Raw genomic sequence first — 19,691 nt, 5'->3', positions numbered from 1 at the left:
AGCGGCCGGGGCTTGGCAAACGCCTCTGCCCATAGGTAGGGCGGCGCCATGCAAAAGCAACGGCTTGGCCTGTTCGCCCTTCCTGTCCTCATCGCCGCCGCGCCGCCGCCGCACGATCCGGCCAAGCTCCGCGACGCAGCGTTGAAGGACGATGTGGCGTGGAACATCACGGAAGGTCTGACCACGGAGATCGGGCAGCGTCAGGCCGGCAGTCCTTCCGAAGCGAAGGCGCGGGAATGGGCGGTCGCCAAGCTCAAGAGCCTCGGCTTCAAGAACGTGCATATCGAGACGTTCGATATCCCCGGCTGGGAACGCGGCGAGGAGCGCGGCGAGGTCGTGGCGCCGTTCCCGCAGAAGCTGGCGCTGGCCGCGCTCGGTAATAGCGGCGCGACGCCGCCCGAAGGCGTGCAGGCGGAGTTGGTCGCGTTCGGCAGCGTCGCCGAGCTGCAGGCCGCCCCGCTTGAGCAGGTGCGCGGCAAGATCGTCTATGTCGGGCATGCGATGCGCGCGGCGCAGGACGGATCGAGCTATGGCTATTTCGGCAGCGTCCGGCGCTCGGCGCCGAGCATTGCGTCGCAGAAAGGCGCGGTCGCGATCGTGATCCGCGGCCTTGGCACCGACAGCCACCGCGTGCCGCATACCGGCGTCACCAATTTTGATGAGGGCGTGAAGCCGATCGCGGCGGCTGCGCTTTCGAATCCCGACGCCGATCAGATCGAGCGGATATTGGAACGCGGCAAGCCCATCATGCTGCGCCTCGTCATCACGCCGCGCATGACCGGAACGCGCGAATCCGGCAACGTCATTGCCGAAGTGCCCGGCACCGATCCGAAGGCCGGGATCGTGGCGATCGGCGGCCATCTGGACAGCTGGGACCTGGGCACCGGCGCGATCGACGATGCTTCGGGCGTCGCGATCACGGCAGCGGCGGCCAAGCGGATCATGGATGCAGGGCGTCCGCGCCGGACGATCCGCGTGATCTGGTTCGGCAGCGAAGAGATCGGCGGCAATGGCGGCGCGGCCTATTTCGCAGCACACAAGGCCGAGCCGCATGCGTCCGTCAGCGAGTCCGATTTCGGCGCTGACCGCGTGTGGCGGTTCGAAACGAAGCTGAACCCGGCATCGGCGCCGCTGGTCGCTCGGCTGGAGCAGGCGCTCGCGCCGCTGGGTATCAGCAAAGGCTCGGGCAATGCCAGCGCCGGCGCCGACCTGGGCCCCTGGGTGCGCGCCGGCAGCAACGGCATCGACCTGGATCAGAGCGGTTTGCGCTATTTCGACATCCACCACACGGCCGACGACACGCTCGACAAGATCGACCGCGATCAGCTTGCCCAGAACGTCGCCGCGTGGACGGCGATGCTTGCGGTCGTCGCCAACGCGCCTGAAACGCTGGTCCAGCCGAGCAACCTAACTCTACCGAAATAGTTTGACTAAGTTTGCGTTGCAGCTAATTACCGCCGGCGCGACGGCATCGGGCCGGGCGCACGTTTTTTCCCTTGGGGAGCACAGGAATGAAGAAGCTGATCGTCGTTGCTGCTGCCGCCGGCCTGATGTCGCTGGCCGCCTGCAACAAGTCCACGCCGGCCGAGAACGCCTCGGACAACACCGCGGCCGCGCTCGAGAACACCGCCGACAACCTTGAGTCGGCTGCCGACAACGCGACCAACGCGACGACCGAGAACACGCTCGAGAACGCCGCCGATAACGCGCACGCCGCTGCCGACGCCGCCAAGGACGCCGGTGACGCGAACGTTGCCGTGAACGCCGCTCAGGCGAACGCGATCGCGGCCAACTCGGCTGCTGCCAAGAAGTAAGCTTCGCTTCTTCTAAAGCATTCGAAGGGCGGCTCCGAAAGGAGCCGCCCTTTTGCTTTGCTGGGGTTACGTCTTCTGTCGGTGGGAAGCGCACATCTGCCGGCCAGTCGCGACACCTTGGATCTCGGCTCGTAAGGACACGGGAATAGCCGTCCAGATCGTATCAGTTGTCAGTCTGAGCTCGGTGCCATATTCATCCACCGCAGCCGCGATCATGTGCTTAAACCAATCAAGATAGGTCCACTCGCGCGGCTTTGGACTGAATAACCGCCGTGCGGATACATCCCAGTTAACCTGCATCGCTGCACGGTATATGTGTTCGAAAGAGGTTGTGGCCGGACGAATATACAACCGCCCGATCTCATCGATCCCTACTTCTGCGATCCTGTCGTAAGTCATGCGGAAACTTTGCTAGCGTTTCCGGCAATCCGCAACGTCCGCGATGGGCGGGAAACTGCGATAGCAAAATGGTCGGGGAGACAGGATTCGAACCTGCGACCCTCTGCTCCCAAAGCAGATGCGCTACCAGGCTGCGCTACTCCCCGACGCGCGCCTCATGGCGGCTTGCGCTCTCTGACGCAAGCGGAGTGCTGTCGAGGAAGGCGGCGACCTCCTCCAAGGCGACCGATTTGTCCACGAAGGCCTCGCCGATGCCGCGGGCGAGGATGAAGGGGACGCGGCCGCCGGCTTTTTTCTTGTCGTGGGCCATGTGGCCGGCGAGGCGCTCGCCCGAGGCATTTACGCCTGCGGAGACGGCGTCATGGGGCAGGCCGATGGTGCGGAGATGCTCGACGACGCGGGCGGCTTCCCCGGTGCGACAGAGGCCGCGTTCGGCGGAGAAGCGGTAGGCGAGGCCCATGCCGGCGGCGACCGCTTCGCCGTGGAGCAGAGCGGGGCCGAATCCGGTTTCCGCTTCCAGGGCATGGCCGAACGTGTGGCCGAGATTGAGCAGCGCGCGGCGGTCGGCGGTCTCGCGCTCATCCTCGGCGACGATGCGCGCTTTGGCGGCGACGCTGTAGGCGATGGCGTGTTCGCGCGCCTCGGACTTGCCGGCGAGCAGGTCGGCGGCATGCGCTTCGCACCAGGCGAAGAAATCGGGGTCGGAAATCAGCCCGTATTTGACGACCTCGGCATAGCCGGCGCGGAGCTCGCGCGCGGGCAGGGTGTCGAGCACGGTCGGGTCGATCAGCACGAAGCTCGGCTGGTAGAAAGCGCCGATCAGGTTCTTGCCGGCGCGCGCGTTGATCGCGGTCTTGCCGCCGACCGAGCTGTCGACCTGGGCGAGCAAAGTGGTCGGCACCTGAACGAAGCCGATGCCGCGCTTGACGATCGATGCCGCGAAGCCGGTCAGGTCGCCGATTACGCCGCCGCCGAGCGCGACGATGTGCTCGCCGCGCTCGACTTCCAGATCCAGCAGCCGGTCGCAGAGCGTTTCGAGTTGCGGCCAGCTCTTGGTCGCCTCGCCGGCCGGAAGCACGATCGGCACGATGCTCGGATGACGGAGACGCGGGAGCTGGGCCGCGGCCACGGTCTCGTCGGTGACGACGATCAGCCGGTCGCGGGCATAGGGGGAGAGCAACTCGGCGGCGCGGTCCAGCGCGCCGGCCTCGATCAGCACGTCGTAACGGCGCGCGCCGAGTTCGACGGGAACGACGGTCATAGCGACAGGGCTTTCAAAATGGCCTTCACCGTCGCGTCGTGCGGCGAGGGCTGGCTGCGGACATGGATCGGCGCCAGCGCATAGACCGGGTTGCGCACCTTGGCGAGTTCGCGCAGCACTTCGCGCGGGTCGCGGCCCTGCAGCAGCGGGCGCGTGTTCCGGCGGCGGACGCGATCGACCAGCGTTTCGACGTCCGCCTCCAGCCAGACTGCCGTGGCGCGATCCAGGATCAGGGCGCGGGTCTTGTCGTTCATGAAGGCGCCGCCGCCGGTCGCGATCACCTTCGGACTGCCATCGATCAGGCGCGCGATCACGCGGCGCTCGCCGTCGCGAAAATAAGGCTCCCCGAAGGTCGCGAAGATTTCGGAGATGGACATGCCGGCGGCGGTCTCGATCTCCTCATCGGCGTCGACGAAGGGCAGGCCAAGACGCTGCGCGAGGCGGCGACCGACCGTCGTCTTGCCAACGCCCATCAGCCCGATCAGCACGATCGGGCGGTCGAGGCGGGAAGAGGCGGCAGCGGCAGGCATCGCCGCTATCGCTACGGGCAAGTCAGCGCTGGGCCAAGCCTCAGCTCGTCTTCATGCACTGGGATTCGTCGGCGCGCTTGAACTCGTGGCAGTTCCAGAGCGTCTTTTCGAAGCCGCTGGAGCGGTTGCGGAGATAGCTGAACGACAGCGCGCGGTGCTGCTCGTCGCTGACCGGGAAGCCTTTCGGCGCCTTGTTGGGGTCGGTCCAGCCCATGAATTTGCAGAAATCCTTCTGCCCACAGGCGGCGAGCGCAAGCGACGGGAACTGGCTGGCGTTGACCTTGCGGTCGAGCACGACGACGAAGGCGTCGCCGCCAGGCGAGACGATCTTGAGCTGGCGCGCGCCTTTCTCGGCAAGCTTCTCCGGCGTGAACGCGGTTTGGTCGGCCGCCAGTTGCATGTCCGCGGCGCCGGCATGGGCTGGGGAGAGGCTCGCGAGCTTGGCGATGGCGGGCTCCGTGCCTTCATGGCCGCCGCGGAACGCGCCGGGTGTGCCCCACCAGCCCTGCCAGCGGAAGAACAGGTGCGTGCCGACTTGCGCCACCTTATCGAGCGATCCGCTCCAGTAGGGGACCACCCAATTGGTGTGGTAATGGGTCGAATAGCCTACGGGCTTGAATACCTTGCCCTTCAGTGCGGCCTCGGCGATCTCGCGGGCGCGCTTCCAGCCCGAGACCGAGGGGATGCGCGCCATCGAACCGTCGCACGTGAAGGTGAACTGGCAGCCGGTCGCGCGGTCCGATCCCTGGAAGACGACGCCGCAGATCGTCTTGGGGAAAGCGGGATGCCGGAGGCGATTGATGACCACCTGGGCGACGGCGCGCATGCCGTCATCGCCCTCCGCAGCGGCTTCGTAATAGGCAGCGGCGGCGAGGCAGTCGATCGAGCGGGCCCGATCGTCCGTGCCGATCGCAAGCTTGAAAGGCTTGGCGGCAGGGTTGGGCTCGGCCGAGAAGGGAACGGCGGCGTTGATCTTGACCGCGTCTTCGGGCGCCACGTCGATGAACTTGACCGGCTCGACCGGCGGCGCAGGCACATTGGGCGGCGGCGCGGTCTGAGTGGCGGCGAGCTGCGTCACCTTGTTCGAGCCCGGCAGGAAACCAGCGCCGCGGCCCTGCGCCGCCCAGATCGCGACGGCGACCAGCAGCGCCATCACGGCGGCGGCGATCCAGTCGTGCAGATGCGGTTGCGCTTTCAGCCGGGCCAGCAAACCTTCACTCCCAAACAAAGCGCGGGCGCATATCAGAATACGCCCGCGCTGTCAGTTCGGTTAAGATGAGATTGATGGTTTATGCGATCAACCCTCAGGCTTCGGGCAGGAAATCCGGCACCGAGAGGTAGCGCTCGCCAGTGTCGTAGTTGAATCCCAGCACGCGGACATCGTCCGGAAGATCGGGCAACTTCTGCATGATCGCGCCCAACGTTGCGCCCGAGCTGATGCCGACCAGCATGCCTTCCTCGCGCGCGGCGCGCCGCGCCATATCCTTGGCGACGGCCGGATCGACCTGGATCACGCCATCGAGCAGATCGGTGTGGAGGTTGGCGGGGATGAAGCCGGCGCCGATGCCCTGGATCGGATGCGGGCCCGGCTGGCCGCCCGAAATGACCGGCGACAGCGTCGGCTCGACGGCAAAGACCTGAAGGTTCGGCCATTCCCTTTTCAGCACCTGGGCGCAGCCGGTGATATGGCCGCCGGTGCCGACGCCGGTGATCAGAACGTCGATCGGGTTGTCGCGGAAGTCGCGCAGGATTTCCTGAGCAGTGGTCTGCACATGCACGTCGATGTTCGCAGGGTTTTCAAACTGCTGCGGCATCCAGGCGCCGGGGGTGGAGTCGACGATCTCGAGGCCGCGCTCGATGGCGCCTTTCATGCCCTTTTCCTTCGGCGTCAGATCGAAGGTCGCGCCATATGCGAGCATCAGGCGGCGGCGCTCAAGCGACATGCTTTCGGGCATGACGAGGATCAGCTTGTAGCCCTTGACGGCCGCGACCATCGCCAGGCCAATGCCGGTGTTGCCCGAAGTCGGCTCGACAATCGTGCCGCCGGGCTGAAGCTTGCCGGAACGCTCCGCTTCCTCGATCATCGACAGTGCGATGCGGTCTTTGATCGAGCCGCCGGGGTTCGACCGCTCGGATTTGATCCACACTTCGCTGTCGCCGAACAGGCGCTGGATGCGGATGTGCGGCGTGTTGCCGATAGTCTCTAGGATATTCGCGGCTTTCATGCGGGCTTCTCCTGCATAACGGCTTCGGGAAGAGCGGTTTCGGGTGGATCGAAGGTACGGGCGCGACGGAGCTCGGGGAACCAATAGGCCCAAAGTCCGGCGACCGCTACGGCTGCGCAACCACCGAATACGACGGCGCCGACCGGCCCGAGCAGCGCCGCGAGCAGGCCGGATTCCAGCTCGCCCAGCTCGTTCGACGCGGAAATGGCGAGACCGGAGACGGCGGAGACGCGGCCGCGCATCGTGTCCGGGGTGTGGAGCTGGACCAGTGAAGAGCGGACATAGACCGACAGCATGTCCATGCCGCCCAGCGCGACCAGCACAAGCATCGACAGCGGCATCGACCTGGAAACGCCGAACAACGCCGTCGCCACGCCGAAGCCGGCGACCGCCAGCAGCATCTTGACGCCGACATTGTTGTGCAGCGGCCGGAAGGCGAACCACAGCGCGACACCGGCGGCGCCGATCGCCGGCGAGGCCCGCAGCCAGCCGAGGCCGGAGGGACCGACATGGAGGATGTCGCGGGCGTAGACGGGAAGGAGCGCGGTCGCGCCGCCGAGCAGCACCGCGAACAGGTCGAGCGTGATCGCGCCGAGCAGGAAGCGGTGCGTACGGACGAACGACAGGCCGTCCACCATCTGCCGGAGCGGATGCGTGCTGCCGCTCATTGCGGTCGGCATGATGCGGCGGATCGGCGTCAGCGCGACGATCGAGAGCAGCAGGAAGCCCGCCGAAATCCAATATGGAAGCGCCGGGTTGGCGTGATAGAGGAAGCCGCCGAGCGCTGGCCCGCCGACCGAAGCGCTCTGCCAGGCGATCGAACTCATTGCGATCGCGCGGGGCAGGATCGCCGGTGGCACGATGTTGGGAGCGATGGCCGACATCGCCGGGGCGACGAACACGCGCGCGATCCCATGCAGCGCAGCCAGGCCGAACAGCAGCGGCAAAGTGAGCATATGAGCCGTGGTGGCGGCGCCAAGGGCGAGCGCCACGATCAGGTCGATCGCCGTCGCCAGCCGCGCCACCAGCCGCCGCTCGAACCGGTCGGCGACCCAGCCGGCAACGGGGGTCAGCAGCAAAAGCGGCACGAACTGCGCGAAGCCGAGCAGCCCGAGGTAGAAGCTCGCTTCCTTGACCGACATGCCGTAATCGGCGCGGGCGGTGTCGTAGAGCTGGTAGCCGAGGATCACGACCATCGCCGTCGTCGCCAGCACCGCCGAGAAGCGGGCGATCCAGAAAGCGCGGAAATCGGGAATGGAGAGCGGGGAGGGTTGGGCCTTCACCCGCCCGCTCCTAGGCCGCTATCTGCCGCCCCCGCAACCGCTTCCTCGCTTGGCCGCCCGCAAGCGGTGCTTGGCTAGCCGAGCAAGGTACTGAGCACGTCAGGGTGGAAGCCCCAGCCCGCAAAGCCGCACAATCCCATGAAGATGCCGAATGCGCCGAACACCCAGGCGGCGGCCAGAACCCAGCCGTTTTCGACCAAAGCCGCGACGGCGGCGATGGAGATCGCGGTCGAGATGGCGGCTTCGCTGGCGTCGAACTGATCGTCGTGGATGTTGAGCGCGTCGTAATCGGCCGACCGCGCCTTGGCCTGTTTCGCGAGGTCCGGCGCTTCGGCGCGGTATTTGGCGATATCGCGGTCGAGCGCGGCGAGCATCGGCGCCGCTTGCGGCTGGTCGGCGCCGATCAGCGCGATCTGCCCGCGCGAGGTCTCGGCGATATGCTCCTTGGTCTTTGTCGCTTGATATTCGTTCCAGCGATCGACCGAGTCCGACTGCGCCTGCTGCATGGCCTGAACGATGTTGCCGTCCTTGATCCCGCACAGGCCGGCGAACACGGACAGGGCGACCACCGTGATTGCGACCAGCCGATTGAGCCGTTTGTCCTTTGCTTCGGCGCTGACTTCGATTTCCATGGCGCAGCGTCTGCCACAGTCCAGCGAAATCGGGAACGCCCCAAAAACGTGCTGCGGTGTCGCGCCATCCGCGACGTCTCAGGACGTCCCGGCCGGTTTCCCCCTGTAAACCGAGGTCGGGACTGTGGATTCTCTTCCGGGTCCGCATGGGCTCCGTCGGCACGGGACACCGCCGGCGGAGCCCTTTTTATGCCGGCGCGCGTGGAGATGTTCTCTCATGTGCCGATATGATACAGGTTAGGAAAGACCGGGCCGCACTTCGTTCCTCTTTGTGATGGAGGTTGATGTGACGACGATCCACGGCACCCCGCCGCGCGGCATCGCAGCCACGCGTTCCCCGCTCTTCGAAGGCCGGTTCGGCCGCATGTTCCGGAACCTGCCGCCCGCCCAGTTCGGCGCCACCGACAAGGCCAATCGCGACAGCCTGGCGGCTTTGGGCGATGCGATGTCGGCGGACCTCGATCCGCCCAAGGACGGTCCCGATGCCGAGGAAAGCGGAATCCCGTCGCTCTACACTTATTTCGGCCAGTTCGTGGATCACGACATCACCTTCGATCCGGTGAGCACGCTGACCAAGGCGATGGACCCGTCCGGCCTGGTCGACTTCCGCAACCCGACCTTCAATCTCGATAATGTCTATGGCCGCGGCCCAGGCGACCAGCCCTATATGTACAAGCCGAGCGGCAAGTTTCAGTTGGGCGATCCGATGACCGGCGCGCCGGGCACGCACGCGCACGACCTGCCGCGCTTCGACGGCCGCGCGATCATCGGCGATCCGCGCAACGACGAGAACGGCATCGTCTCGCAATTGCAGAGCCTGTTCCTGCGCTTCCACAACCGCATCGTCGACGACAACCCCGGCGCGACCTTTGCCGAGGCGCAGCAGATCGTGCGCTTTCACTATCAATATGTCGTCGTGAACGACTTCCTCGCGCGGATCGTCTCCGCGCCGGTGCTGGACGCGCTGAAGTCGGGCGGGCGCTACGACCAGCACGAATTGCGCTTCTACCACTGGCGGCACGAGCCATTCATGCCGGTCGAATTCTCGGTCGCCGCCTATCGGCTCGGCCATTCGATGGTGCGGCCGGGATATCGGATCAACGATCATAAGCTGATCCCGATCTTCCCGCGCGCAGCGACGCCGAACGAGGAAGCGTTGACCGGCTTCCGCGTGCCGCCGCCCAACCACGCGATCGATTGGGGGCGGTTCATCGACTCCGATGCGGCGCCGCGCGCGAACGATGGCTCCCCTGCGGTACAGAAGCAGCGGCTACAATTCGCCTATCGGATCGACACATCGCTCGTCGCTTTCCTGCACGACCTTCCCAAGACGATCGCGGGCGACAAGCCGGCGTCGCTGGCCGAGCGCAACCTGCTGCGCGGCTGGCTGCTCGGCCTTCCCTCCGGCCAGGCCGTGGCGCGAGCAATGGCGCTCGTTCCGCTGACAGACGCCGAGATCGTCATCGGCAAGGCGGTCGACACGCCCGATCCGGGCGACGTGCGCGGGCCGATCGTCGATGCGGTAAATGCGGTGGCGGCGGGCAAAGGCGACGTGTTCGCCGGCAACTGCCCGTTGTGGACGTACATCCTTGCCGAAGCGGCGGCGAACCGCACCGACATGACGGTCCCCACGCAGGAAGGCGGCACGCTCAAGACGCCGCAACTCGGGCCCGTCGGCGGGCGCATCGTTGCCGAAGTATTCCTGGGCCTGATGTTCGGCGACGGCACCTCGTACCTGTCGATGGACCCGCTGTGGGAGCCGGTGACGGGCCCGGACTTCAGGCTGCGCGACTTCGTGCGCTATGCACTGGGGGAGGGGCCGGCGCTGCATTGAAGGCGCGGCAAAGGTAGCGAAAGTCACGGGACGTCATCGCGAAAAGGCGTAAGCTTTGGCGCGGTGCGGGTTCGGAGCACGGCGAGCAGCAGGCGATTGTCGTGGATCACCCGCTCGCCGACCTTCCGCCCTTTGTAGAAGACCGGCCGCACTTCGCCCGAAAAGACGCGGTCGATCGCGGTCATCTCGGCCGCGAACCGCCCGATGTCCACGGCCGTGTCCCACGCCGCCGCGAAACTCTCCGCGCCCGGACGTTTGCGCAGGGCGTAAGCGGACTTGGCCGACATTCCCACCGCCCGCGCCGCCGCCGAGACAAGGCCGATCCGGGCAAGCTGATCGATGAAGATGCGCTGCCGCTCGGCCGACCAGCCGTCGTGACGGGCGCGGTTGGTGGGAACCGACGTGAAGGCGAGCGGGGCGTCGGGCGACTCGGTCATCGGCGAGTCTATGGCTCACAGGGTGGGGTGTAGGACAGGGGGTGGCGGCGACCAGTGCGGTTGTTTTGGGCGATGAGGTAAGCAGGTAAGCGAGCGAGCAATGCTCCTGTGTACTCAGCTCTTGCTTTGTTGACAGAAGTCTCGGTCACTATTTACGTCAGCCAATCATGAGATCCGGAAAAGTTGGTTTTGGCTGGCTAAAGCCGGGAGTTCCAGTCGCTCTTCCCATACCCGGCGTCTTAGACAATTCGGTTCCAACAACGGCGCCCGACGAAGGTTTCATCTCGCACTTCCCGGCTGCAAACGAGATGGCGACGGACCTTACATTTGTAGCGCGGCCGGCCGGCGAGCCGCTTGGCGAAAATGAACGTGGCCTTCTTTTTACAATGCCGGCTTGGGTCGATCCGAACGTAGGCGGAATTCTTATGAATTCCGACCATTTCGATGAGACGGAAGTTCGCGCCGCTTTGCTATTTTGGGATCGCTTGGAAGTTCCCCGAACCCCGCTGAACGATTACATCAATGACACAATCCACAATCTAGCCAAAATGGGTGTCGTCCAGCGAACAAGTGTTCGGTTGGTCAGGGGAGCAGGCGTCATTGAGGGGCAATGCCTATTGCAGGGCACCGAAACTGCATTCGACGCGCTTGAGGCGCGAGACCCGGGCCGCTGGGCAATGGGCGTAGGAAGCAATTCGCTCAAAGTGATGGGTGATGCTCGGATGGCACCCGATCGAGGCGCGCTCGTGAGGCTTCATAATGTGCTCCCAGTCCCCGATGGGAGCGTGCCGGTCGAGCAAGTCTTGGAGTTCAAGCAGAAGCGCCGAGACGAACTGCTGGCCCTTAGGCACGAACTGGACAAAATCTATCAGCGCATTGACGCGGCGCCAGACCGAGCACTGGCCGAGGCGGTCGAAGGCGACGCGCTCGATCGAGCGGCCACGGCAGCTCTGAAGACGGCACTGGAGTTCCACCTTCCGGTGAGATTGAGTGACTGGGCCATCAAGTTGAACCTGAATATCGGCGAGGCGATCACGAAAGCCTCGTTGGCCGGTGCAGCTTCTCATTTCGTTATGCCTGAGCTTACCGCGATCGTGGCTGGCCTCGCGGGTGCGGCAAGCTTCCTCACAGTGGAGGGAGGAATAGGCTTGAAACGACGTCCGAGCGCTGGCCCCTTTGAGTACGTCGTTCACTATCACAAAGAGCTTTTCGGCAAGTAGCTGCGCCGATCGGCCAACCACCCCGGAGTTGAGCCATCGCCAATTGGCGATCAAAAGCTGGTTGTTGGTTTTGGTGTCAAGCCAGCGTCACAAAACTGTCCATCACCCTTTTCCGCCCCGCCTGTTCGAAGTCGATTTCCAGCTTGTTGCCTTCGATCTCGGCGATCGTGCCGTAGCCGAATTTCTGGTGGAAGACGCGCTGGCCGAGCGACAGGTCGCTGCGGCCCTTGTTGCCGAGGCTGACGGCGCTGGCTCTGGCCTCCACCACGCGGGCGGGGGTGGTCTGGTAGCCGCCTACGGACGCCGCGCGTTGCCAGCCGGGGCCGCGGCCGGTGCCTCGGGCAATGTTGGCGAAGGGGTCGGCGCGTTCGGACCAGTTGGCGCGCCACAGGCTTTCGCCGCCGGTCATGCTGGTTTCCTCCTCGATATGCGCCTTGGGGAGTTCAGCGACGAAGCGGGAGGGGATGGAGCTGGTCCATTGGCCATAGATGCGGCGGTTGGCAGCGTGAAGGATATAGGCGCGGCGGCGGGCGCGGGTGATCGCGACGTAAGCCAGGCGGCGTTCCTCCTCGAGGCTCGCATTGCCGCCTTCGTCCAGCGAGCGCTGCGAGGGAAACACGCCTTCCTCCCAGCCGGCGAGGAACACGGTGTCGAACTCCAGGCCCTTGGCGGCGTGGATGGTCATGATCGTGACCTGCTCGCCGCCGGCATTCTCGTCATTGTCCATGACGAGGCTGACATGCTCGAGGAAGGCGCCGAGATTTTCATACTCCTCCATCGCGCGGACGAGTTCGTTCAGGTTTTCGAGCCGGCCGGCGGCTTCGGCGGAGCGATCGTTTTGCCACATCGCGGTGTAGCCGCTTTCGTCGAGGATCTGGCGGGCGAGCTCCGGATGCGGGAGCGTCTGCGCCATGTCGCGCCAGCGGGCGATGTCGCCGATCAGATTGCCGAGCGCGCGGCGGGCCTGCGGCGTCAGCTCGTCGGTGTCGAGGATGCGGGCGGCGGCGAGGGTGAGCGGAATGCCCTGCGCGCGGGCGAGGCTGTGGACCTTCGCCAGCGCCTTGTCGCCGAGGCCGCGTTTCGGCGTGTTGACGATGCGTTCGAAGGCGAGGTCGTCGGCGGGCTGGTTGACGACGCGCAGATAGGCGAGCGCATCGCGGATCTCCTGGCGCTCGTAGAAGCGGAAGCCGCCGACGATGCGATAGGGCATCCCGATCGCGATGAAACGGTCCTCGAACTCGCGGGTCTGGAACTGGGCGCGGACGAGGATCGCGCAATCGTCGAGGCTGCCGCCTTGCCGCTGGTGAGTCTCGACGATCTCGCCGACGCGGCGCGCTTCCTCGGGGCCGTCCCAGACGCCGAGCACGCGGACCTTCTCGCCTTCGCCGGCTTCCGTCCACAGCGTCTTGCCGAGGCGGCCGCTGTTCGCCGCGATCAGGCCCGAGGCGGCGGCGAGGATGTGCGGGGTGGAGCGGTAATTCTGTTCCAGCCGGATGATAACGGCACCCGGGAAGTCCTTCTCGAACCTCAGGATGTTGGCGACCTCCGCGCCGCGCCAGGAGTAGATCGACTGGTCGTCGTCGCCGACGCAGCAGATGTTCTTGCGTTGCTGCGCGAGGAGGCGGAGCCAGAGATACTGGCTGGCGTTGGTGTCCTGATATTCGTCGACCAGGATGTAGCGGAACCGGTTCTGATACTGCTCCAGCACGTCGCGGTGGGTCTTCAGGATCACCAGCATGTGGAGCAGCAGGTCGCCGAAATCGCAGGCGTTCACGGCTTTGAGCCGGGCCTGGTATTGCGCGTAAAGCTCGGCGCCGCGGCCGTTGGCGAACAGTTCGGACTCGCCGGCATCGACATCGGTGGGCGTCCAGCCGCGATTCTTCCATTTGTCGATCAGCCCGGCGAGCTGGCGGGCGGGCCAGCGCTTTTCGTCCAGGTCCGAGGCGGCGATGAGCTGCTTCAGCAGCCGGAGCTGATCATCGGTGTCGAGGATCGTGAAGTTCGATTGCAGCCCGACCAGCTCGGCATGGCGGCGGAGCATCTTGGCGGCGATCGAGTGGAAGGTGCCGAGCCACGGCATGCCCTCGACCGTGTCGCCCAGCATGCGGCCGATCCGCTCGCGCATCTCGCGCGCCGCCTTGTTGGTGAAGGTGACCGCGAGGATCTCCGACGGCCAGGCCTTGCGGGTGTAGACGAGGTGGGCGAGGCGGGCGGTGAGCGCTGCCGTCTTGCCCGTGCCGGCGCCGGCAAGCACAAGCACTGGGCCTTCGGTGGTGAGCACCGCCTCGCGCTGCGGCGGGTTGAGGCCGCGGATATAGGGCGGATCGTTCGGGGAAGGCGCGGGCAGACTCACCCGTGAACAGCTAGGGAACGGCGGCCCTCGGCACAAGGCGGCGGAGGGGACGGCCGTCGATTGCGGCGAGGCCGAGCGCTATCAGGGCCATGCCGGCATAATGGCGCGGCTCGAGCGCTTCGCCGAGGACCAGTGCGCCCAAGAGGATCGCCGTCACGGGAATCAGGAAGGTGACGAGCAGCGCGTTCGTCGCGCCGGAGCTCTCCAGCAGGCGGAAATAGAGCCAATAGGCGAAGCTGGTGCAGATCAGCGCGAAGCCTGCGATCGCGGCCCAGGTCACGGCATGGGGAGGGGCGATGCTCCAGGGCCGTTCAAGCGCAAGGCTGAACGGCAGGAGCAGCAGGCTGGCGCCCAAGAGTTGGCCGGTGGCGACGGTCAGTGGCGGGATGCCGAGCGGGCGAAAGCGGCGGGCATAGACTGCGGCGAAGGCGTAGCTGAGCGTCGCGCCCAGGCACATCAGGATGGCGAGTGCCTCGCCGCCCATGTGCGCGCCGGTGCCGATCATCGCCGCGACGCCGCCGAAGCCAAGCAGGACGCCGATGATCTTCGCCGGTGTGGCCCGTTCGTCGCGGGTGAAGAGGTGCGCGACCAGCACGCCCCAGAGCGGGGTAGTCGCGTTCAGGATCGAGGCGAGGCCGCTCGCGATGCGGAGCTGGGCGAAGGCGTAGAGCACGAATGGCAGGGCGTTGTTGAGCAGACCAAGGATCAGGAACATGCCCCAAATCCGGGGGCTTGCGGGCAGTTTCTGGTTCTTGAGCTTAAGGACAACGAGTAAAGGCAGCGCGCCGAGAAACACGCGGCAGAGCATGATCGTGATCGGCGGCAGCTCGCGCAACGCGATCGCGAGGAAGAAAAAGGACCCGCCCCACAGCACCGACAGAACCAAGAGGATGGTCCAGTCGCGCCCGTTCATGCCCGTGTTTTGCATGGGCGCGGTGGTGCCACGGGACAGCGCGGCGCGCCATCCCGCGGCTTGCGGTCAAAAGGTGAGGCTTATTCTTCCTCGATCGGAGCGCCGGGGCCGTTCTTCAGGATCGAGTCGATCGCGTTCCGGGCCGAGGCCTTGGACGTGTAGGTCTCGGTCCAGAAGATGTTCTCGCTATTGTGCTTGAAATAGGCGCGATACTGGCCGCCGTCGGTCTTCTTGATCACGAACTTGTGAGCCATCGACCCCTCCATCCGGTGAGGGCCGCAGCTTAACGCAGATCAGGTCTTGCGCAACAGCGTCAGCTTGGCCTTGCCGTGACGGCGGACCGCTTCGACGTCGAAACCGGCTACTTCGACGTCTTCGGTGAATGCGGTTTCGATGCTGGCCCAGGCGCCGGGCTCGAGCGTCACGCGGGCGAGCACTTTCTGGCCGAGGCCGGAGCCATAGGGCGGGTCGAGCAGCACTAGATCGTAAGGGCCGCCGGCGAAGCTTTCGGCCGCTTGGGTGCGGACGTCGGCGCCGGTTGCGCCCAGCTTGTCGATATTGGCGCGGAGCGCGGTTGCCGCGTCGCGGTCGCGCTCGACGAAGGTGCAGCTTTTGGCGCCCCTAGACAGCGCTTCCAGCCCCAGTGCGCCGGTGCCGGCGAAGATGTCAGCAACGCGCAGGTCTTTGAAGCTGCCGAGACGCGACAGCAGCATCGAGAACAGCGCTTCGCGGGTGCGGTCGGATGTGGGACGGGTCGCGTCGCCGGGCGGCGCGAGCAGCGGCCGCCCGCGCCAGCGGCCGGCGATGATCCTCATCTCTTAAATCCTCCCCGGGACGGGGAGGAGGACCGTCGCCGCGCTTGCGGCGATGGTGGAGGGGGCACAGCGCCGCGCGGCTTTTGACGTGGGCCCCCTCCACCAGCCTTCGGCTGGTCCCCCTCTCCGTGCCGGGGAGGAGCTGACTTTAAAGTCTTCCTGAACACCACCAGATCGTGCTGGCGCACTTCGTCGACCGCGCCAGCGGGCAAATCGGCGAGTTCGAACGGGCCGTATTTCGTGCGGATCAGGCGGCTAACGGTGAGACCGAGATGTTCGAGGACGCGGCGAACCTCGCGGTTCTTCCCTTCGGTGAGGGTCAGCTCGATCCAGACGTTCGCGCCGGTCCGCCGTTCCATGTTCGCATCGATGGAGCCGTAGCGGACGCCGTCGATGGTTATGCCCTCGATCAGTTCCTCAAGCTGGGCTTGGGTGACGGCGCCATAGGCGCGGGCGCGGTAGGTGCGGGGAACGCCGGTCGCCGGGAGCTCGAGCTGACGCTTCAGCTCGCCATCGGTGGTGAGCAGCAGCAAGCCTTCGGTGTTCAGATCGAGGCGGCCGACGGGCATCACCCGCGGCAAGTCCTTCGGCAGCCGATCGTAGATGGTCGGGCGGCCTTTGGGATCGCGCTCCGTGGTGAGCAGGCCGGCCGGTTTGTGGAAGCGGAACAGGCGCGCGGGGGCCGGCGCCTTCACCGGTTTGCCGTCGACGGTAACGCCATGCAGCGATTCGATCAGTGTCGCCGGCGTCTCGATCACGGCGCCGTTGATCGCGATTCGCCGCTCGCCGATCATCCGCTCGATCTCGCGCCGCGACGCCACGCCGGCGCGCGCGAGGAGTTTGGCAATCCTTTGGGCTTCCCGGGACTTAGCTGGCGGCGCGGGCACTTCAGGGCTCCCAATTTCTTTTCGCTGGCTGGCGCAAAAGCGCCGATCCATGCGTTATAGTTGCGTAACGCTGCGAGCGCGGAACAGGGCGCGCTGCATGGAGAAGGAATCAAGGGGCGGCAATGCTGTTCGGCAAGAAAGCGAAAAAGATCCGGCGGATCCTCATTGTCGAGGATGAGCCGCTGGTGGCTTTCGATACCGAGCACGCGCTCACCGATGCGGGTTACGAAGTGGTCGGCACCGTTGACAGCGTCGAAGGTGCGCTGGACATGGTGAAGTCGGCGAAGATCGACCTGGCGCTGGTCGATCTGGGGCTGACCGATGGCGGCAACGGTGTGGAAGTCGCGGCGGCGGCGCGGCGCGAAGGGATGCACGTGCTGTTCGTGACCGGGCGCTGCCCGAAGGGCGCGGCGTCGCTCGGTCTTGGCTGCCTGGAAAAGCCGTTCTCGCAAAAGGACCTGCGCGCGGCGATTGAGGCGCTGGAGACGTTGCTGACGCGCGGCAGCGTCAAGAAAGTGCCGCCGGGGCTCACGATCTACGAGGACAGCGCGTCGGCGGCCTAGTTCGTCGCCCTTAGCCGCATTTCCACCTGGTCGTGAAAGGCGCGGATGCCGGTTTCCAGGGTGCCGAGCGTGAGGTGCTCGATCGCGCCGGTACCGAGCCCTTCCTGGCCCAGCGCCGCGGCGCGGAAATCCTCGCCGGCGAACACGCCCTGATCGAGCAACTGCCAGCTCCGCTGCCAATGGCTGAGCGCTTTTTCGGTCTTGGGCGGCTCCGGGATCAGCATGAAGTCCTCGACAAGGGTGCGGTCCACGCCCTGCGGCATCAGCACCATCAGGTTCACATAATCGGGGCTGACGATCAGCACGCCGCCGGGGAAAATCTGATAGGCATAGGTGACGGCGGAGCGGAGCGCGGCCCAATCTGTGCGATCGAGGTCGGCGAGTTCGGCGGCGCGGCCGACGGCGGAGCGCTGGTGCGGGCCGACCCGATCGCCGGCCGTGACGCCATCCTGAAACATCGGACCGATCGTGGCGGCGTGCAGGCGCTGGACGTGGTAGCTTTCTTGGAAGGCGTCGACGATCAGCTTCCAGTTCGCCTTCACCTCATGCGTGGCGCGCGCGAAAAGATGCTGGCCGGCGAGATTGAAGGCGTCGAAATCGTGACCGAGCGCTTCGGCTTCGGTGAAGTCGGCGTTCTCGTCGAACGCAAACCAGATCAGTCCGCCCGCTTCGAGGCTCGGCAGTTCCTTTAGGCCGTGCGCCCCCTTGTCGAGACCCGGGAACGTCTCGGGCCGGGGGAGGCCGGTCAGGCGGCCGTCGAGCGCATAGGACCAGGCGTGGTAAGGGCAGATCACGCGCGGCGCACAGACGGCTTCGCCGCCTTCGACCAGCCGCGTGCCGCGGTGCTGGCAGACGTTCAGGAAGACGTGCGCCTTGCCCTGCTTGTCGCGGGTGAGCAGCAGCGGCTTGCCGAACCCGTCGTGCGGGAGCGCCATGTTCGGCTCCGGCAGCAGCGCCGAGGGCGCGATGACGTTCGGCATGCGGGCGAACAGGGCATCCCATTCGCGCGCATGGCGTTTGGCATCGGTATAGGCGGCGGCAGGAACGGTGGTGATTTCGCTGCCGCGCATAGGGGCGCCGTCGACAAGTGTCTCGGCGAGCGCGAGCTGGCCGGGTGTGGGCGTGAGCGCATTCATGGGTGGAGTGTGCGCCGAGTCGGGCAACGCCTCAAGAGCCACCGCAGTCCGTTGCGAGCTGGTCGAGGAATTTGACGAGCGTCTTTTCAGGGTCGCGTTCCTCTCCGCCGCCGAGCACGTTCAGCCCCCACTGCTCGAGCACGGCATCGCGGACGCGGTCGGGGCGTGCGGCGAAGACGAAGGACGGCGGCCGGTCCTTGATGCGGCCCGAATCCTTCCAGGTCCGCCACAGCTTGTGGAGCAGCAGGCGGATGTTCAGATCGGACATCGAATAGCCGATGAACAGGATCGTCCGCCCCAGTGCGTCGGCGCGGAATTTCACGTCGAGCGGGGAATCGAACTCCAGTCGGTCGAAATAGTCGGTCTCGGCCAGCACGAGCGAATCGTCGGATTCGAAGTCGCCGTGGAATTTGACGATCTGCGGACAGCCTTCGCGCGCGCGGGTCAGGTCGCGAGCGTTGACGATCTTCACGAAATCGCGGCCGGCAAGGTCGTAGGCGACTTCGAGATTGTTGTCGTAGTTGGTGGTGTAGACGATCGGGAAATCGAGCCGGACGATCAGCTCGTGCACTTTCGAGCGGGCGACCTTCGCTTCGGACACGCTCCAGGTGCGATCCATCCAGCTTCTGAGCGCGCCGATGCTGCCGAGCTTCAGCCGGTAATATTCGGCCAGGCTCTGGTAATCGGCGTCGCTCTCCTCGTCGGTGAGGCCGAGTTCGGTGCGCATATGCTCGATAAGCTGCGACCAGGAAGGCAGGCCGACCGACATCGACAGGCCCGCGCCCGCGAAGAGGATGCATCGGCGAGCCTTCACCGCCTCGACGAGTTGGCCATAGGCGGGGGAGGTCTGAAGATGGTCCATCTTCGCAAGACAACGGCAAGGGCTGGCGCGCGTTCCGGTTGCGGCGAAGGGCGCGGTCCGCTAACCGGTCGCGGCATCGCTGCGGGCGTGGCGAAATTGGTAGACGCACGGCACTCAAAATGCCGCGGCTTCGGTCATGTCGGTTCGAGTCCGACCGCCCGCACCATTCCTGCTCCGCCGGAGCAACCGACGCGCGTGCAAAGGGACGCTCCGGTGCAAGACGAAGACTATGTCTATGACGAGGCGAGCGGGGATTGGATGCCCGCCTCCGAGCTTGCCGAACGCAAGGCCAGCGCGGACCGGGTCGAAGTGCGCGATGCGGTCGGCAACGTGCTCGCCGATGGCGATCAGGTGACCTTGATCAAGGATCTCGACGTGAAGGGCGCGGGGCAGACGCTGAAACGCGGCACGCTGATCAAGTCGATCCGGCTGACCGGAGACCGCCAAGAGATCGACTGCAAATATGAGGGGATCAAAGGCCTGGTGCTCCGCGCCGAGTTCGTGCGCAAGCGCTGACCGCTGAATAG

The 19,691-nt window shown here is 65.8% G+C and carries 21 protein-coding genes and 2 tRNA genes; 7 read left to right on the top strand and 16 right to left on the bottom strand.

Annotated features, from left to right (window positions below; all coding sequences use genetic code 11):
• Nucleotides 1–90 precede the first annotated feature (90 nt).
• A complete protein-coding gene (locus ACFSCW_RS09425) occupies nt 91–1,425 on the top strand; it encodes a M20/M25/M40 family metallo-hydrolase (protein ID WP_380890075.1) in 1,335 nt (444 codons plus the stop codon).
• Nucleotides 1,426–1,511: 86 nt separating this feature from the next.
• Complete coding sequence (locus ACFSCW_RS09420) at nt 1,512–1,814, top strand: hypothetical protein (protein ID WP_380888641.1); 303 nt, start codon at nt 1,512–1,514, stop codon at nt 1,812–1,814.
• A gap of 66 nt (nt 1,815–1,880) precedes the next feature.
• Here ACFSCW_RS09420 and ACFSCW_RS09415 read toward each other — a convergent pair whose 3' ends face one another.
• The 8 genes from ACFSCW_RS09415 to ACFSCW_RS09380 form a co-directional block, all read right to left on the bottom strand.
• Complete coding sequence (locus ACFSCW_RS09415; protein ID WP_380888639.1) at nt 1,881–2,213, bottom strand: hypothetical protein; 333 nt, start codon at nt 2,211–2,213, stop codon at nt 1,881–1,883.
• A 69-nt stretch (nt 2,214–2,282) separates the two neighbouring features.
• Nucleotides 2,283–2,359, bottom strand: a tRNA-Pro gene (locus tag ACFSCW_RS09410).
• Nucleotides 2,350–3,474, bottom strand: a complete 1,125-nt coding sequence (gene aroB / locus ACFSCW_RS09405; protein ID WP_380888637.1) for a 3-dehydroquinate synthase — start codon at nt 3,472–3,474, stop codon at nt 2,350–2,352. The genes ACFSCW_RS09410 and aroB overlap by 10 nt, the downstream gene beginning before the upstream one ends.
• Nucleotides 3,471–4,004, bottom strand: coding sequence for a shikimate kinase (locus ACFSCW_RS09400; RefSeq protein ID WP_380888635.1), 534 nt, complete (start codon nt 4,002–4,004; stop codon nt 3,471–3,473). Before ACFSCW_RS09400 ends, aroB begins: the two co-directional genes overlap by 4 nt.
• Before the next feature lie 40 nt (nt 4,005–4,044).
• Nucleotides 4,045–5,214 carry a cell wall hydrolase gene (locus tag ACFSCW_RS09395; RefSeq protein ID WP_380888633.1) on the bottom strand — a complete coding sequence of 390 codons (1,170 nt, stop codon included), beginning with the start codon at nt 5,212–5,214 and terminating at the stop codon, nt 4,045–4,047.
• Nucleotides 5,215–5,308: 94 nt separating this feature from the next.
• The gene (cysK, locus tag ACFSCW_RS09390) at nt 5,309–6,229 is read right to left on the bottom strand and encodes a cysteine synthase A (protein WP_380888631.1); all 921 of its coding nucleotides are present in this window, start codon (nt 6,227–6,229) and stop codon (nt 5,309–5,311) included.
• The gene (locus tag ACFSCW_RS09385) at nt 6,226–7,512 is read right to left on the bottom strand and encodes an MFS transporter (protein ID WP_380888629.1); all 1,287 of its coding nucleotides are present in this window, start codon (nt 7,510–7,512) and stop codon (nt 6,226–6,228) included. The genes cysK and ACFSCW_RS09385 overlap by 4 nt, the downstream gene beginning before the upstream one ends.
• A gap of 74 nt (nt 7,513–7,586) precedes the next feature.
• Entirely contained in the window at nt 7,587–8,144 is a 558-nt protein-coding gene (locus tag ACFSCW_RS09380) for a DUF4337 domain-containing protein (protein WP_380888627.1), read from the bottom strand.
• 286 nt (nt 8,145–8,430) lie between these two features.
• Between ACFSCW_RS09380 and ACFSCW_RS09375 the strand changes: the two genes are divergently transcribed.
• Complete coding sequence (locus ACFSCW_RS09375) at nt 8,431–9,978, top strand: peroxidase family protein (protein WP_380888625.1); 1,548 nt, start codon at nt 8,431–8,433, stop codon at nt 9,976–9,978.
• Nucleotides 9,979–10,001: 23 nt separating this feature from the next.
• On the opposite strand, the gene ACFSCW_RS09370 is transcribed toward ACFSCW_RS09375, so the two are convergent.
• Nucleotides 10,002–10,415: a hypothetical protein gene (locus ACFSCW_RS09370; RefSeq protein ID WP_380888623.1), complete on the bottom strand. Its 414-nt coding sequence runs from the start codon at nt 10,413–10,415 to the stop codon at nt 10,002–10,004.
• A 167-nt stretch (nt 10,416–10,582) separates the two neighbouring features.
• Here ACFSCW_RS09370 and ACFSCW_RS09365 point away from each other — a divergent pair, with 167 nt between their 5' ends.
• Complete coding sequence (locus ACFSCW_RS09365; RefSeq protein ID WP_380888621.1) at nt 10,583–11,635, top strand: DUF6236 family protein; 1,053 nt, start codon at nt 10,583–10,585, stop codon at nt 11,633–11,635.
• Between the two features lie 76 nt (nt 11,636–11,711).
• Here the strand turns inward: ACFSCW_RS09365 and ACFSCW_RS09360 are convergent, their stop codons facing one another.
• From ACFSCW_RS09360 to ACFSCW_RS09340, 5 genes are all read right to left on the bottom strand, one after another.
• Nucleotides 11,712–13,988 (bottom strand): ATP-dependent helicase, encoded by a 2,277-nt coding sequence (locus ACFSCW_RS09360; protein WP_380888619.1) that lies wholly within the window; start codon nt 13,986–13,988, stop codon nt 11,712–11,714.
• A gap of 10 nt (nt 13,989–13,998) precedes the next feature.
• Nucleotides 13,999–14,916: a DMT family transporter gene (locus ACFSCW_RS09355; protein WP_380888617.1), complete on the bottom strand. Its 918-nt coding sequence runs from the start codon at nt 14,914–14,916 to the stop codon at nt 13,999–14,001.
• A gap of 65 nt (nt 14,917–14,981) precedes the next feature.
• Nucleotides 14,982–15,155 carry a YegP family protein gene (locus tag ACFSCW_RS09350; protein ID WP_380888615.1) on the bottom strand — a complete coding sequence of 58 codons (174 nt, stop codon included), beginning with the start codon at nt 15,153–15,155 and terminating at the stop codon, nt 14,982–14,984.
• Nucleotides 15,156–15,194: 39 nt separating this feature from the next.
• Nucleotides 15,195–15,716 carry a 16S rRNA (guanine(966)-N(2))-methyltransferase RsmD gene (gene rsmD / locus ACFSCW_RS09345; RefSeq protein WP_380888613.1) on the bottom strand — a complete coding sequence of 174 codons (522 nt, stop codon included), beginning with the start codon at nt 15,714–15,716 and terminating at the stop codon, nt 15,195–15,197.
• Nucleotides 15,713–16,537: a pseudouridine synthase gene (locus tag ACFSCW_RS09340; protein ID WP_380888611.1), complete on the bottom strand. Its 825-nt coding sequence runs from the start codon at nt 16,535–16,537 to the stop codon at nt 15,713–15,715. Before ACFSCW_RS09340 ends, rsmD begins: the two co-directional genes overlap by 4 nt.
• Before the next feature lie 188 nt (nt 16,538–16,725).
• Between ACFSCW_RS09340 and ACFSCW_RS09335 the strand changes: the two genes are divergently transcribed.
• The gene (locus tag ACFSCW_RS09335; RefSeq protein ID WP_380888609.1) at nt 16,726–17,166 is read left to right on the top strand and encodes a response regulator; all 441 of its coding nucleotides are present in this window, start codon (nt 16,726–16,728) and stop codon (nt 17,164–17,166) included.
• Here ACFSCW_RS09335 and ACFSCW_RS09330 read toward each other — a convergent pair.
• Nucleotides 17,163–18,302 (bottom strand): aromatic ring-hydroxylating oxygenase subunit alpha, encoded by a 1,140-nt coding sequence (locus ACFSCW_RS09330; RefSeq protein WP_380888607.1) that lies wholly within the window; start codon nt 18,300–18,302, stop codon nt 17,163–17,165. The genes ACFSCW_RS09335 and ACFSCW_RS09330 overlap by 4 nt on opposite strands.
• A gap of 31 nt (nt 18,303–18,333) precedes the next feature.
• On the bottom strand, nt 18,334–19,164 hold the full coding sequence (locus tag ACFSCW_RS09325; protein WP_380888605.1) for an SIR2 family NAD-dependent protein deacylase: 831 nt from the start codon (nt 19,162–19,164) through the stop codon (nt 18,334–18,336).
• An 81-nt stretch (nt 19,165–19,245) separates the two neighbouring features.
• On the opposite strand from ACFSCW_RS09325, the gene ACFSCW_RS09320 reads away from it, so the two are divergent.
• Nucleotides 19,246–19,330, top strand: a tRNA-Leu gene (locus ACFSCW_RS09320).
• A 92-nt stretch (nt 19,331–19,422) separates the two neighbouring features.
• Nucleotides 19,423–19,680 (top strand): alkylphosphonate utilization protein, encoded by a 258-nt coding sequence (locus ACFSCW_RS09315; protein ID WP_380890073.1) that lies wholly within the window; start codon nt 19,423–19,425, stop codon nt 19,678–19,680.
• Nucleotides 19,681–19,691 lie beyond the last annotated feature (11 nt).

Origin of the sequence: Sphingomonas tabacisoli, assembly GCF_042678385.1 — a bacterium.
Classification (GTDB): domain Bacteria; phylum Pseudomonadota; class Alphaproteobacteria; order Sphingomonadales; family Sphingomonadaceae; genus Sphingomonas_B; species Sphingomonas_B tabacisoli.
Note: the sequence above shows the minus strand (reverse complement) of the source record. Positions and strands in the feature narration are given on the sequence as shown.